Origin of the sequence: Maribellus sp. CM-23, assembly GCF_021354595.1 — a bacterium.
Lineage (GTDB): Bacteria > Bacteroidota > Bacteroidia > Bacteroidales > Prolixibacteraceae > Draconibacterium.
Window position 1 is genome coordinate 195,712 of record NZ_JADWYJ010000001.1, and the last position, 15,474, is coordinate 211,185.

The 15,474-nt window shown below is 44.8% G+C and carries 8 protein-coding genes; 2 read left to right on the forward strand and 6 right to left on the reverse strand.

The window, feature by feature from the left end:
- Positions 1-5: 5 nt before the first annotated feature.
- The 6 genes from INQ51_RS00770 to INQ51_RS00795 form a co-directional block, all read right to left on the reverse strand.
- Positions 6-3,323 (reverse strand): SusC/RagA family TonB-linked outer membrane protein, encoded by a 3,318-nt coding sequence (locus tag INQ51_RS00770; protein WP_233375988.1) that lies wholly within the window; start codon positions 3,321-3,323, stop codon positions 6-8.
- A 217-nt stretch (positions 3,324-3,540) separates the two neighbouring features.
- Positions 3,541-4,824 carry a hypothetical protein gene (locus tag INQ51_RS00775; RefSeq protein ID WP_233375989.1) on the reverse strand — a complete coding sequence of 428 codons (1,284 nt, stop codon included), beginning with the start codon at positions 4,822-4,824 and terminating at the stop codon, positions 3,541-3,543.
- Positions 4,825-4,872: 48 nt separating this feature from the next.
- The gene (locus INQ51_RS00780) at positions 4,873-5,922 is read right to left on the reverse strand and encodes a PmoA family protein (protein ID WP_233375990.1); all 1,050 of its coding nucleotides are present in this window, start codon (positions 5,920-5,922) and stop codon (positions 4,873-4,875) included.
- A 41-nt stretch (positions 5,923-5,963) separates the two neighbouring features.
- Entirely contained in the window at positions 5,964-7,301 is a 1,338-nt protein-coding gene (locus tag INQ51_RS00785) for a Gfo/Idh/MocA family protein (protein ID WP_233375991.1), read from the reverse strand.
- 477 nt (positions 7,302-7,778) lie between these two features.
- Positions 7,779-8,606, reverse strand: a complete 828-nt coding sequence (locus tag INQ51_RS00790) for a glycerophosphodiester phosphodiesterase (protein WP_233375992.1) — start codon at positions 8,604-8,606, stop codon at positions 7,779-7,781.
- Positions 8,607-8,634: 28 nt separating this feature from the next.
- Positions 8,635-10,440, reverse strand: coding sequence for a TIM-barrel domain-containing protein (locus tag INQ51_RS00795; protein WP_233375993.1), 1,806 nt, complete (start codon positions 10,438-10,440; stop codon positions 8,635-8,637).
- Between the two features lie 480 nt (positions 10,441-10,920).
- Here INQ51_RS00795 and INQ51_RS00800 point away from each other — a divergent pair, with 480 nt between their 5' ends.
- A complete protein-coding gene (locus tag INQ51_RS00800; protein WP_233375994.1) occupies positions 10,921-11,883 on the forward strand; it encodes a PKD domain-containing protein in 963 nt (320 codons plus the stop codon).
- Between the two features lie 151 nt (positions 11,884-12,034).
- On the forward strand, positions 12,035-15,472 hold the full coding sequence (locus INQ51_RS00805) for a SusC/RagA family TonB-linked outer membrane protein (RefSeq protein WP_233375995.1): 3,438 nt from the start codon (positions 12,035-12,037) through the stop codon (positions 15,470-15,472).
- Positions 15,473-15,474: the final 2 nt, after the last annotated feature.

The following is a 15,474-nucleotide window of genomic DNA, read 5'->3' on the forward strand; positions in this document are numbered from 1 at the left end:
AGTAATTAAAATTCAACATTAAGTTTAATACCAAATGAGCGGGTCCAAGGCGTTACGTTATAATATTCAGCCCCTTGTGTCCAAGAACTACCGCTTGAAGCAAAAGCAAGTTCCGGGTCAACGGGTATTTTTGCTTTTGTCCACGTAAACACATTCTGAGCCATTAAAGACAGAGACACATTGCTCAGACTCGCCTTACTTACCAATTGCTGGGGCAACCTGTATGTTACGGACAATTCCCTCAATTTCAAATAAGTAGCACTATAAACATTGTTTCCCCCATAATACCTGGTTGCATATTTATTGGCATCGAAAGGAGTCATCCATACCGTTCCTTCGCCTCCTAAGTTTTCGATGTATCCTCCCTGCCCGTCTTCCCGCACACCGGGAATAAAACTCGCATCTTCTACATAAACTGTTTCTCCTGTGTTTTTATCAATGTACGACCTTGAAGCCTGTGTTGCCGGATCGGCCCATGGAAACCCGCCATAATCACCGGTACGGCCTCCAACCCAAAGATTAAAGTACTTTTCAGGATTATCTTTGATTTGTTGAACAATGTCCTTGTTCCCGTCGTAGCCAACACCCGAGAATGTTTCCTCCAGCCAACCGTTGTTTCTGAAAAATTCGATCGATCTGGAGTAGAATTCACCTCCGTATCTAAAATCGAAATTGGCATAAACACTAAAATTTTTGTACTTGATAACCGGCTGTATACCCATCAAAAACTTATGATTGAAGTTTCCGACTTTTTCGATGCTCTCTTCCCGGTTGTCTAATTGTGTCCTTCCATTTGCGGCAATAATCGGATAACCGTAATATTCTGAACTTTCATCTTCGACAGTTAAATATGGGTAGGCATATATATTCCCAATGTCGTCTCCCACATAGCTTCTAAGTCTTACCTGCCCTACGGAGCCAAACTGGTAGAACGAGATACCTTCCGCTAATTCAACGATTTTGGTCCGGTTTCGGGTCAGCGTTAATCCCAGGTCAATCGCAAAGTCCCGCTTTCTTACCAAACTCGAATTTAAGGATATATCCCATCCCCGGCCCCGAACAAGCCCGGCATTGATCTGTTTGGCAGTTGCTCCCGACTCGGTGGGTGTTGAGATACTGAGTACCTGGTTTTTATTATCCACTACATAATAAGTTGCATCCAGGTTGATCCTGCTATCAAAAAGAGCCAGGTCTAAACCAATCTCCTTGGAGGTTGCTATTTCGGGCTTTAACTCAGGGTTTCTCAAAGTTCCGGGCATGTACATCCGTTTGGCATCGCCCCAATCGCTGGCAGTGGCATAATACTGTGCCAAAGCGTAAGCTCCCACATCGTTACCAACCTGCGCGTATCCCGATCTTAATTTCATCAGGTCGATCCAAGAGGGCAATTCTACCATTTCATTGATCAGCAAACTCAAAGAAGCGGACGGATAGAAATACGACCGGTTATCTTTTGGCAAGGTACTCGACCAGTCGTTTCTTGCCGTCAAATCGAGGTAAACCAAGTTCTGATAGCCCAACGAAACAGAACCGTATACACTGTTTACCGCCTTCTCGCCCCAATAGCTATTGTACGAAACCGTTCCGGGAACTCCGTTTGAAATGGTAAACAAGCCCGGCAATACGAGTTGTGATGCTTCGTTCGAAATAGCATCGTTGTAATCGTAACGAAGATTTCCCCCCAGATTTGCGGTAAGGCTCAATCCATCCATTATATTTTTGCTGTAAGAAAACATGGCTTCCCAGTTCTCTTCCTTTACCAAAGTCTTCTCAATGGAATATGCTCCTCTGCTGTTATCATAATCACTCCAGGCAACCCTTGCTTCGTTTCGCTGGTTTATTACATTGGTGAGATACCTGGCCATGAAATTGAAATCTTTAAAAATTTCCCAGTCAAGCTGGAGTTTTGCCATCGTCTGATTACGCTTAAACCCTGTCAGGTTTTCGTAAACATTGAAATACGGGTTGTTTTGTTTGGGTTTACTTTTCCGTTGCTGAATGTTTTCCTGCCCTTCCAACCAGTAATCCTGTAAATCAAGTATATTCACCTGAACACCCATTTCGAGAACCGATCTGGATGGGTCCCTTCTTCCGGTACTAATGTTCTGCCTGTTATCCGATCCCGCTTCCGATATATTAACGGCTGCACTCACTTTCAGATTATCGGTCAGGTTGTAAGCTCCGTTTATACCAATTGTTTTCCGGGCATAATCGGTATTGGGCAAAATGCCTTCATTGATCATATTACCAAAAGAAACACGGAAGTTTGCGTTGTCGTATTTTCCTTCAAATGAAACATTGTTCGACTGGCTGAATCCGTTCCGGTAAAAATCCTGCTGCCTGTTTGGATAAGCTACCAGCGGCTGCAAAGATGTACCGTCATTATCTACCAGCGACTTGTCCCACTGGTAGGAATCCGGGTATGTTCCGTCAAGAATGGCACCCCACGATTCATTTTCCTGTTCCCCTAAATTATGAGAACCGGCTTTGCCCGATGCAAACATTGACTGAAAGGGAACAAAGTGATACGGATTGTCGAGAACATACGATGTATTAAAAGAAACTCCTATTCCTTTTTTAACGCCTTTCCCCGATTTTGTGGTAATAAGCACCACTCCGTTTCCGGCCCGGGAACCATATAAAGCCGCAGCACTGGGCCCCTTCAGAATCGACATGGACTCGATGTCCTCGGTATTAAGGTCAGAAATGGCATTACCCATGTCGGCATCTTTGTAGTTATTATCAATTCCGTTGCCTACCGGCACACCATCGATTACAAAAAGAGGCTGATTTTTGGTGTTTAATGAACTGGCTCCCCGGATCACCATGTTTACTGATGAGCCCGCAAGCCCGTACATTTGCGACACCTGAACACCTGCAGCTTTCCCCGCAACGGCATTCAACACACTCCCCATAGGCGTTTCATTCAGGTCGCTTCCGCTAACCTCGCCCACAGAATATCCCAGCGATTTCTTCTCCCGTGTGATACCAAGAGCAGTTACCACCACCTCGTCAACACCTATTGCCGATAATTGTAAAACAACATTAATCTCAGTTCTCCCGTTTACCGGAATTTCCTGTGTTTTCATTCCTACAAACGAAAACACAAGCGTTGCATCTTCGGGTACTCCATTTAGCAAATACTTACCATCTATATCGGTAGTAATACCAGTTCCGGTACCTTTAATTAAAATTGAAACTCCGGGAAGAAGTTCACCATCTTCGCCGGATACTGTCCCACTGACATTGGTCTGCGCAAATGCAGTAAAACACATCATGGCAAACAATACAGTAAACAGCATTGTTGAAATTCTTTTTTTCATACCAAAGGTTTTAGTTCGATTCTTTACTGATAAAAAATTATGTAACAAATTTCAAAAAATACCCCATCAACTACTTCGTGAATTTTATTCATTTTGCATTAAATTTTAACCACTAACTTCTATTTAATACCCTAAAAAAGAGCATAATTGTTAAAATACAATCAATAAACCATTAATTGTTCAATAAATAAATATGTAGCCGTCGCGTATTTGAGAATTATATAGTGAAGCGATTATGCGCACCGCTTAGTTCTCCGTGTATGCTGACGGAGATGAAGGAAAGTAAAAAAACAATCAGGATGAGTGCTAGCAGGCAATATGGCCAAACCCGCAATATATTCATGGTTTTTATTTCTGAATGATCGCTTTCCACCCGGTTACTGCTAAAACGTATTAAAAAGAGTATCAGCACAATATTTACCAGGTACAAAACATGGTTTGAAAGTACCTTCCCGGCAAACAGACCGGTAGCAACAAAACTTATGAAAATGTAAAGAGCAAAATAACTTACAAAAAGTACGAATGCCTCCCTGTTTCCGGCGATTGATTTATGGCTTCTGTGGTTTAAGAAATTAATGAAGGCCACCACCAGCATACCGGCCAAAGCAAGCAAGCTGCTAAGCACCGGAATACTTTTACTCACCGAGTAGGAATCAAAATTCTTTGCGAGTTTCGATACCGTGAGCGACTCCTTGAAAATAACCGCCGGAACAAAAACCAGGATCAACAACAAAGCACTCGTTGTTTCCCATTTCTTTGGTCGTTCATCCGAAACATCGGGCCAGGCCGAAGTGAACACTCCGTAAGTGAGTCCCATCCCTCCCCAAAAGCCAATATTGTACTCCATCACATTCCACATGTTAAAAGGAATGTTCAGAACGTTTCCCAAGATCTGCAGGAAATTTCCGGATGCAAATCCAAAACCCGCTCCCAGCATGGTATAAACAGCCACACGAAGCGATGAAGTAAACCCTTTTCGGGCCATGTGCCAAACCATTGCCAGACCTGCTCCCAGGATGAAAGCCCAGGCCTCAGAGCGCGGAGGTGTCATGGTGATTCCCAGCTGCATGATCAAAAAGCCATAGAAAAGCAGGCCTCCCACCACCATTTCGACCAATAACACGGCCCAGTTAACTTTCTTTTCTTTCGATGATTCCAATGAAAGGCCGGTAAGTCCGCCACCAAGTAAGCCAAACAAGCCGCCGATTACAAAAAGCATCAGCAGGCCGTAAAAAGCATTGAACAAATCGTCGCTACGACCATAGCCTACCACTCGGCCGTAACTGATAATTCCACCGGCGCCCCATCCAATGGCGGCCGCCAGTGCCACCAGGCTGATTCGTTTCCACCAATCGGCCCGCTTAGCCACCAAAACCAAACCGAGTGCGCCAATAGCTCCGGCCCAGGCTGCTCCCTGCTCATGTCCGAACTGGCCGCGAACTGCCCATGCTGTTCCCAGCGTCATTCCGACAACGATCATTTTTATCCACAAAGCCTTCATACTGTTTTGACGCACCCGGTTTTATTCCTCTTAACTACTACAATTCAATTATTCTTTGGCAAATTCGTCTGCCAGACGATTGATTTCGTCGTCGCTCATATTTTTTGAAGTCACCACCAAACGATACTTAAACACCGTTGATTCGCCTTTCTTTAGGGAGTAGTTTAGCTCCTGCTTCCCGTCAGAAAATACTTTTTGTCCCAAAGGGTTGGCCGAAAACAGCCCGTAACCGCGCGCATGCCAATAGGTAGGATACCCCACATTTGAAGGCTTATCGATGATTACCAGCGACACATTTTCACCGTTGATAACTCCGGAAAGTTTCATCCAGCGGCTTCGGGTTGCCCACACATCTTCGCCTTCCACACCGTCGGCACTGCGGTAATTACCCGTAATCTTGCTGTTATCCATGCTTTCAACACGTGTTACAACGCCATGCGAATCAACCAGGTCGGTTGGTTTATCCGAAGGCAGTTCCAGTTCGCGTGCTACCCGTATCGCATACATTCCCTCTTTGTTGTCGTTGAAATGCACCTCATCAGCCACAGCTGTCAAAGTGGTGGTTCGGTCAATGATCCGGACATCGGGAGAAAGCGCGATAAAATCAAAATGGGTTGATTCATCCAGCAGAACCTGGTTATCCGGCGATTTCCATTCTGCAGAAGTTTCCAGTACTCCTTTACCTTCACCGCTTTCAGCCTTATCGACCGACTGGTGAAAAATAGTACCATAGCCACTGCGTTTTTCTTCCGGGATGGCCTCAGAGTTATTCCAAAAGTCAAGCCCGTTAACATCGCCGTAATTTAACCACACTCCTACATGGTGCGGATGATCAGCGCGGTCGCCTTCTTTCTCTGCCAGCGGAAAACTACGGGTAAGCATGTTCCCTGCCGGAGACATAAGCGGCCACAAAGTAGGTTTCATAATCGTATTCGGATAGATATAGGAAGTGAACAATTTACCATCGACGGTAACTTCCACCTTTTTATCTGCCGGATCAACTTTAACCTCTACCATTTGCTTTTTTTCCTGGCAACCGCATATTACTGAAATGCCCAGAAACAGGCTCGTACATAAACTTATCGTTCGAATTTTCATTGTTATTGATTTACTTAGGTTAGAGAATTCAACGATATTTCTCAGACATTTTCAGGCACTACGTATGGCGCCCGGTAATTTCTGGTTAGCATCAAATCAGCTTCCGGATCGTTCACAAAACGTTCGGCATCCGGGTTAAAAGAAAGAACACGCCCTGTGCGGTAAGCAATGTTGCCCAAATGAGCCAGCGCTGACGACAAGTGTGCCGATTCAACCGGCCCGTTCAATATGGAACTGTCTTGCTGACGAACAGCATCAATGAAATTCGCAAAATGACCATCGGTACCGCTTTCGCCACGTGCCAGGCCCGAAGCCTGCAGCTGTCCGTCGCTACCCGATTTTCCGGGCTCCCGGTCTTTTCCTAAAAATGTTTTGTACTCGTTGTAACCGTCAATCACCAGGATTCCTTTATCGCCGTAGAAAATATTTCCTACTGTCACGCCGTCTTCAGTGTTCGTACACCACGGTCTTACTTCAAACTGAATAATTTTGTCTTCTTCAGGATAATGATATACCGAAGTCAGGACTTCCGGGGTTTCCTTGCAGTCGTTCCACAGAAACTTTCCGCCCATGGAAGTAATTTTTGATGGCAGACCCACGTCGAGTCCCCACATACACATATCGGTTTCGTGAATTCCCTGGTTACCTACGTCGCCATTGCCGTAATCCCAGTGCCAGTGCCAGTTGTAATGTACCAGGTTTTCGGTGAACGGCCGCATGGGTGCAGGACCTGTCCACAGGTCGTAATCCAAACCCGCCGGAACCGGAGAAAAACCTTTATCGCCAATGTCACCACGCCAGCGGAACACCAGGCCACGCGCCATGTACACCCGCCCAATGTAACCTTCGCGAAGTAACTGAACAGCTTCCTGAATGGCCGGAGAACTTCTTAGCTGTACCCCGTGTTGAACAATTCGGTTGTATTTACGGGCTGCTTCCACCATCTTCCGGCCTTCCCAAACGTTGTGCGATCCCGGTTTTTCCACATAAGCATCTTTCCCGGCCTGGCACGCCCAGATTACCGCCAGCGAATGCCAGTGGTTCGGCGTGGCGATACTTATCACGTCAATATCCTTGTCATCCATTACATGACGAAGGTCCTGAACGACCTTCACCTCTTTGCCGTATTTTTCTTTAAACTCTTTTGCTTTTTCACCGGCAACATTCAAATCAGGATCACACAAAGTGGTAACCTGCACATTCGACTGGTTCATGAACGACGAAATATGACTTCCGCCCCTTCCGTTAACGCCCAGTACGGCGGCGTTGATCCGGTCGTTGGCTCCAAATACGTTTGACGATATTACAGTGGGGGCTACAATGGCACCGGCTCCTGTAACTGCACTCTTTTTCAGAAAAGCTCTTCTTGATGATTTCATCTTAATTAAATTTGTTTATTGGTTAAGGTCCGCCAAGCGACGGTTGAAACTCTCATGTTCACCAACTGAAGGAGAATTACTCTCCTGTGTGAAGAAAAATCCGACATGATTGTTTCGTTTCAGGACAATTGTTTAGTTATAATGTATTAGATATTAATTACTTTATTTTTGATACAGACCAAGATAAAACCGTTCATTCATAATTACTTCGTTAATATTGGACTTTACCTATGGAATTTTAACACCTTCGAAATTCCTCCCAATAAACTGATCCCAAACACTCACAGATTTCGCCCAAGGTAAGCCTCTCTCAAAGAGCAAGTAATTTAATTATAAATCCATAGAATCCAAAAACAAGTGCTACAAAACAGAGAAATGAAGCTGTGGTGACGTTTCGCTGCGGTATGACAATATTCCATAAGAAATGGAGATACGTACTCTACCAGGCAAACATGAAATTGACCTTCGGATTGACCGTTACCGGGCATTCAAAAAACGAATAAGTTCCTCCGGATGGTCGGTTTGAATTCCATCAGTTCCCCACTCCAAAATTTGCTGCCATTCGGCTTCAGTCCCTTCTTTTTCATCCACGAAAACCTTCGCTCCATTTGCATGGCACTTCTCAACAAAGGTTTTGCTTAGCGCGCCCATATCGGTAGCAACAACACGGGGATTTAATTTGGCAAGTACCTCATCCAGCTTTTTTTCACTTCCCGGATCGGGCATAATAAAGGAAGAACCAAAGGTTGAATCAACATTTTCGATGCTGAACAGGTACGATGCGGGAATGTACCAGACGACCTCCTCTCCCATCTTGTATTTCCGGAGTAGCGCCATTAACGAGTCTATGGGTGCATCTTTCAGGTCAAGATAAATTCCGATTTTCCCCTGGCATAATTGAAGTATTTCTTCTACGGTTGGAATTTGGGTTCCTTTCCACTCCGGACCAGTTTTCAGCCCAATATCAAGGGCTTTTATTTCTGCCAGCGTCATCTTTTTTACTTCGCCACTACCTTTTTTTACATACTGATCAATAGTGGCATTGTGGATGCTCACTATTTTTCCGTCTTTGGTAAGGCGGGCGTCAATTTCCACAAAATCGCACCCCAGATCGATGGCTTTTTGATAGGCAGGCAACGAGTTTTCGGGAATGCCAGCATGCGCGCCCCGGTGTGCAATTACATAGGTTTTGAAATGCGGTTTACGTAAGTTCTTTTTGGATGCCACATTCTGCCCAACCAATTGACTGGCTCCAACTGTTACTAAAAATACCAGCAAGAGGGCACCAGTAAGACACTTATTCATTGCTTCCCGTTTTTTCATAGCTGCAATCTTATCGTACAATCAGGTAATTTCCTTTTTCGTATTCATCGGTTTTTATGATCAGTTTATTAGCTCCTTCATCAAACCAATAGTTCACATTTTCGGTCAACACCCTTCCATCTTGTTGAACGTTTTGCGGCTTCCTGTCCATATCAACCCGCAAAAGATGAGCTTTTTGAACTCCACTTAAGTTGATCGCTACTGATGAGGAATTTTCGTCCACAATTACGGTGGTACTTCCGCTGTTATCGGTGTGATGCACCGTGAACTCACTTTTACCTTTTGGATAAATCAGCAGAGTCAGATAGCCTTCCGAATCCTCATCTCCCAAACCGGTATAAGCTCTTTTTATGTTCAGCGGAATGATGGTGCCTTCTTTTACAAATACCGGGTATTCATCCAGCGGAAACTCACGTTCGAAAGTAAGCGGGCCTTCAAATCTCTCTTTGTCATGAAATAAATACCTCCAGCTTCCTTTGGGGAGAACCACTTTATTCGAAAGCTGATCTTTGTAAATGGGTGCCACCAGAAAATAATCGCCAAATAAATAATGATACTTCCCTTTTACGGGCTTCTGCAAAACCCGTCCGCCGTTGTGCGCTTCCACCACATAGGTGTACATGTACGGAACCAGTTCGGTATGTAGCCACGAGAATTTCCGGATGATTTCGAGTTCCTGCTCCGATCGTTTCCAAAGCGCCCGCTCGCCATGACCACCGTTTAAGAACAATCCGCAGAATGCTGAAAACTGGGCCCAGCGGATGTATAAACGCGGGGGAATCGTACTTCCCGAAAAACCGGCCACGTCGGATCCAACAATGTTATACCCCAGCTTTGCACTTTTCATTACGTTGTCCATGGCCATTTCAATGCCTTCAATCCCATCCATGGCGATGTCTTTCTCTTCTGAAAGATCCGACTGATTGTCACCGGCAGATTCCCATGTGTGCCGCTGATCACCTACCCAGTTTACCGGCGATGCATCAACCGGCGCAAAACCTTCGGGATGAAAACCACGGTCAATGGCCCGGGAAAGTGTTACGAATTCAGGATTCTGAGAAAGACCATGTGCATATTCATCCCTGTAGTACCGGTCCATATAAGATCGTGTGGTCATGATTCCCTTGTGTGTTGACTGATAAAACAAAGGTACTTTCCAAAGAGTCTTATGAAACAAAGTGGCCGTCCCATCCAGTTTCCATCCATCTATTCCATAATCAAAAACAGTTTGCTGCATTCCGCGCCACCATTTCATGGCCTCCGGATTGGTATAATCAATAAAACCACCTTTTCCTTTCCACCATTTTATCTGATTTCCTTTTCCGGCCAAGAAACCTTTTTCAGCAGCTTCGCCATACCTCTTTTCATTGTTTATATTTCGGGTGTCTTTATCCAGGCTGTTAACCATCGACGTCATCCACAACACAACACGGTAGCCTTTTTCCTGCAAGTTCAGGAACCACCGTTCAGGATGGGGATACAACACGGTATCCACTTCAAAATTGTTGTAGGCTGTACTCCACGGGCTATCCAGAATAATGGTTCTCACCGGAATATCGTGTCGTGCATACCCTGCCAGCAAAGTATCCACATAAGCAGCGGTATTGTGATCGTCTTCCCACAACCAGCATTCCAGTGCCCACGGTGGCGTTAAGGGAGGGTTTCCGTGTCGTTGATGGTTAAAAAACAGTCCCCAAACCGGGAAGGCAAAACCCCAGTAAAAAACCAGCAATAAAATAACAACTACTCCGGGAAGAATCCTCTTACGCCAACGACTTCTTCTTGCTGGTTCTATTTTGTTGCGACTGGTTTTCATAACGATCTGCTTTTCCGGTTTGCGACTCAGACTACCCAAAGGTTTTTTACATAAAATTTACTCAATTTTTACATACAATCCACTTTACATAACAAATCGGCCTGCCACTTTCACGTTGTCCCATTTTTACTTGATCTTCACCTTTTCAAATATTGCGAAATAATCATTTTGAGTCTAATGTTATATTAACATATATCAACCATTTATTTGCCGTTAAATTGCTATGCAATAGCAATATTCCATGCAATTCGACCAATTTTTCATTAGTTTTTCTCCTGCCTCCTTCTTAAATTTGAATAGAGCTGATTCGAAACTATGAGAATTAACAGAATAAGGGTAACTGATAACTACACATTCAACTTTCATTACAATTTCGTAAATTGAATAGATGCATTGCACATAATTATCGTATGTAACGACAATTAAGCACCATACATTATGAAATCACAAGAAATTATTCTCTAACCTAACTTATTCAATATGAAAAAATTAATTCAATTCTCTTTCTTAATTTGCACGATTGGAATAATCTTGCTACCGTCCTGTTCGGATGATGACGAGAGACCGGTGTTTCCGCTTTCTGCGGCTATTTTTCACAGCATTGACGGAAAACAGGTAGCCTTCACCGCATTAACACACAGTGCCTCAAGCTGGCAGTGGGATTTTGGAAACGGAGAAACCAGCACTGAACAGAATCCCGTTTATGTGTATCCGGAAGGAGGTTATTACATCGCTACCTTAACAGCGAAAGACAAAGACGGCGCCACTGTTACCGACCAGGTAAAACTAGCCGTAGCTCTTCCTCCTTACGCTTTGCTTACAGGAGATTTTACGGCTGAGGGTTACAACGGAAAAACCTGGAAGCTGACCTCAAGCCACGTTGCGGCAGGAGATTACCTTGCCAATGCCGATGCAGGATTGACAGTAGTAAGCGGAACGCCCAGACCGCTCCCTGACGGAATATTCAACACAGAGTTTGGGATGGGCGACATATACAAAGACGAATTCACTTTTCATTACGACGGAAGTTATAGTCATGATGTAAAAGAAGACCAAGCTTCGTTCAGCGGGATTGTTTACGAGATCGTCAATACAGGCGGAGCCGGTATTGTTAATGCAAACGGACAGGATTACGGCTTATGTATCGCCAAGTACACGCCTCAAAACGGAGCAACTTTTACATTCAACGACAATGAAGACCTTACGGTGTCGTCAGTTTACGGGCCACCCACTTATTCCATCACCTTCAACAATGTGATGACGCTGGATTTTTCAGGAACTGAGTTTATCGGGTTCAGGGATTTCCAACGAAAAGTGATCCTTAAAAGCATTTCCAACAGCCGCATGCAACTGGTAATGTTTATGGCTGCAGGATCAGACCCTGCACAAATTATTGGTATAAACACCCACGCCTTAGTGCTTAGTTTCGATGCCATTAATTAAAACCCGTAAAATTGGTTCAACATGAAATAAGCATGAGTCAGCCGGTTGGCAATTTACATTGCAACAACTGATGAGGACTCCCGTCGATTGACGGACATGCAAATTCTCCGTCACCTGACGGGTTATCGTTGAAAATTAAAAACATAGATACATGAAAATCAAAAGAATATTAAAAAATAAAATGGGATGGTTTTTCACCGTCTTGTTGTCAACCAGCCTGTTCATTGGTTTGTTTTCCATAAACGCCTCGGCCCAGCAAACAATAAATGTAACAGGAAAGGTAACCACCGCTACCGATGGAACAGAACTTCCGGGCGTTAGCATCACTGTAAAGGGTGCTTCGCAGGGTACGGTTACCGATATTGACGGAAACTATTCGATTTCGGTGGCCAACAATGCAACACTTGTATTCTCATTTATAGGGTTCAAAATACAAGAGGTGGCAGTTGACGGCAAAAGCACGATCAACATTGAAATGGAAGAAAGCGTAGAAGCCATTGATGAAGTTGTGGTTACCGCTCTTGGAATAAAAAGGGAAGAAAAATCACTGGGATATTCCATCAGCAGGGTACAAGGTCAGGAGTTTACACGCGTTGCACAGGAGAACTTTTTGAACTCCATGTCGGGAAAAATAGCGGGTGTAACCATCAATCAAACCGGTGGCCCCGGTTCTACCACCAGTATCATCATTCGTGGCGCCAAGTCATTGAGTAACGACAATCAACCCTTGTATGTGGTAGACGGTGTGCCAATGTCGAGTGGTCTAAATAATGTGGGTGGTTTTGGCTCGGGTAACCCGGTGGATTACGGAAACTCCATTTCGGATCTCGATCCTGAAAGCATCGAAAGTGTTTCGGTTTTGAAAGGCCCCAGTGCCACCGCACTTTATGGCTCGAGAGCGGGTAATGGCGTTATTATCATTACCACTAAAAAAGCAAGCGGCGAGGGCATGAAAATATCGGTAACTACCAATACCAACTTTGACATTCCGTCCCGTTTCTTAAATGTACAAAAACAGTTTGCAACCGGCTATTTCTCTTACCGTCCGGAGGATGTTGGCGGAGGATACCTGCCGCCTGTTCTCGACCAAACAGGAATCGGTCCCGAACTGGACAAAGGCTACTGGGCCGTGCAATGGAATTCGCCCCGCGATGCAAACGGCGTGCAGGTCCCAACCGAACTTGTTTCGTACAAGGACAACGTAAAAAACTTCCTGAATGATTATGCTTTCACCACAACAAACGGGGTATCTATCTCCAACACATCGAAAGCAATAAATTACCGGCTGGGATATACCAATATGACACACGAAGGACTGATTCCCAACTCAGATCTTAAGCGAAATAATTTGTCGTTATCAGCTTCTTCCAAAGTGAAGGAAAAACTTACGGTTAGCACCGACATTAATTTTGTAAACAGTTTTGCCGATAACCGTCCTGCCGGTAACCGAGGTGCAAACCCTTTGCAATGGGCTTATTTCACACCACCTTACATTGACATAAATGAATTGCGTGACTACGATCTGGGACAAGGAAATACGATAAAGAAAGTTATCGAAGACAGCGAAAACCCGTGGATGCTGGCCTACGATGTTAACAACAGCTTTAACCGTTACCAGTTGTTTGGCAACGTTATGGCGACCTGGGAAATATCGTCCAAATTTAGCTTAATGGGACGAATGACCTTGAACAAATCAGACGAAGTACGCGAAACAAAAATCGGACTGGGCTATTCTGATGAGCCCAACAACGGTGCCTATGGTATAGCAACCAGCAACAACCTGGAGCGCAACATTGACGGACTCTTCTCTTACAAAGACAACTCGGGGGATTTTGCCTGGAACCTTTCAGTGGGAGGAAATACACGTTATGCCAAAGGTACCAGCGTGAGTAACTCATCAAAAAACAGTTCGGGGTTAACGGTTCCCAATCTTTTTACACTCAGCAATATCCCTACTGCGAATCTAAATTACAGCTCGCGCCATTACCAACTGGGAGTTAACAGCTTTTATGGAATGGCAAACCTAAGCTGGAAAGAAACTATTTTTCTGGATGTAACCGCGCGCAACGACTGGTCGAGCACTTTACCCAAAGCAAACCGCTCTTACTTTTACCCGTCTGCTTCGTTAAGTGTCTTGGTGAGCGAACTGGTTAACCTGGGTAGTGCCATAGATTTACTTAAACTCCGCGGAGGAGTAGCTCAAACCGGTAACGATACTTCGCCTTACCAGTTATTGCAAACCTACGGGAACTACGAGCAATGGGACGACGCCATTCGCCTGTACAAACCCGGCTCGCTGCTCAACCCGAACCTGAAACCTGAGATACAGATTTCGCAGGAATACGGAATTGAAGCCAGGCTTTGGAAAAACAGGCTAAGGTTTGATGGAACATATTATACGCTCGACAATAAAGACATGATCTTCAATGTTTCCCTGCCTACGTCAACCGGATTTAGCGGAACCATCATTAACGCAGGTCTGGTACAAAGCAAGGGAGTTGAGTTGATGCTGGGGGGAACACCTATCAAAACCAGTGACTGGTCGTTGGATTTAAACCTGAACTTCACAAAAAATGTAACCCGCATCATAGAACTGGCAGATGGAATACCCTTTGTAACCCTGTGGGACCAGGCAAAAGTACGAAGTGTTGGTTATGCCAAGGGACAACTTGTAGCCACCGATCAGTTTGGCAACAAAGAAATAAGCGATGGTGTTGTGGGCAACCTGTATTCCCGAAAAGTAAACCGCGTAACCGACAAAAATTCACCTTACTACATGTACCCATTGCTTCCCGATGCAGCTACCGACACCGAATGGGAAGCCGCATCCACCTATTCTAAAATCGGAAACGTGAATCCGGATTTTATTATGGGCTTGCAAACTACATTGTCCTGGAAAAACTTTTCGCTTAACATGACCTTCGATTGGCGGCATGGCGGACAGTACGTATCGCAAACCTACCGTTACCTGACCGAAGACATGGCTACCAACCATTGGTTTGAAAACCTGGTTTATCCGGGAGTGTATGATCCTAGTAATCCGGGGCCCAGCCAGGCACTTCGCGATTGGGTAGTGGCCAATGCCGACCAATTGATATATGCTGACCGTTTATACCCCGTAGGTGGTCCAACCCCTGAATATGGAGGTTTTCCGGAACAGTGGAGTGGAACAATGGTCTATGACGGAACATTTGTTCCCGGCGTAATTGGAACCTATGATGACGAAGGGAACTTTATTCTGGAACGAGAAAACCTTGGTGGCGAGGGAACTGTTTTCCTTCCCTATTCAGTAAGTTATCCGTGGGATATTGGCGAAGCCAACGTGTTTGATGCCGATTATATCAAACTCAGGGAGATTTCATTAAACTACAGAATACCCAGAAGCATTGCTCAAAAAGTAAACATGGAAGACATCAATGTATCGGTCTACAGTCGCAATATTCTTCTTTGGACAAAAGACTCCGGTTTTGGAATTGACCCGGAAAGAGCTTACCAGCCAGATGGAGGCAGGCTACTGCAAGGACTTGAACGTTACAATGTTAATCCATGGGTAGTTCCTATCGGGTTTAAAGTTGGTTTTACATTTTAATT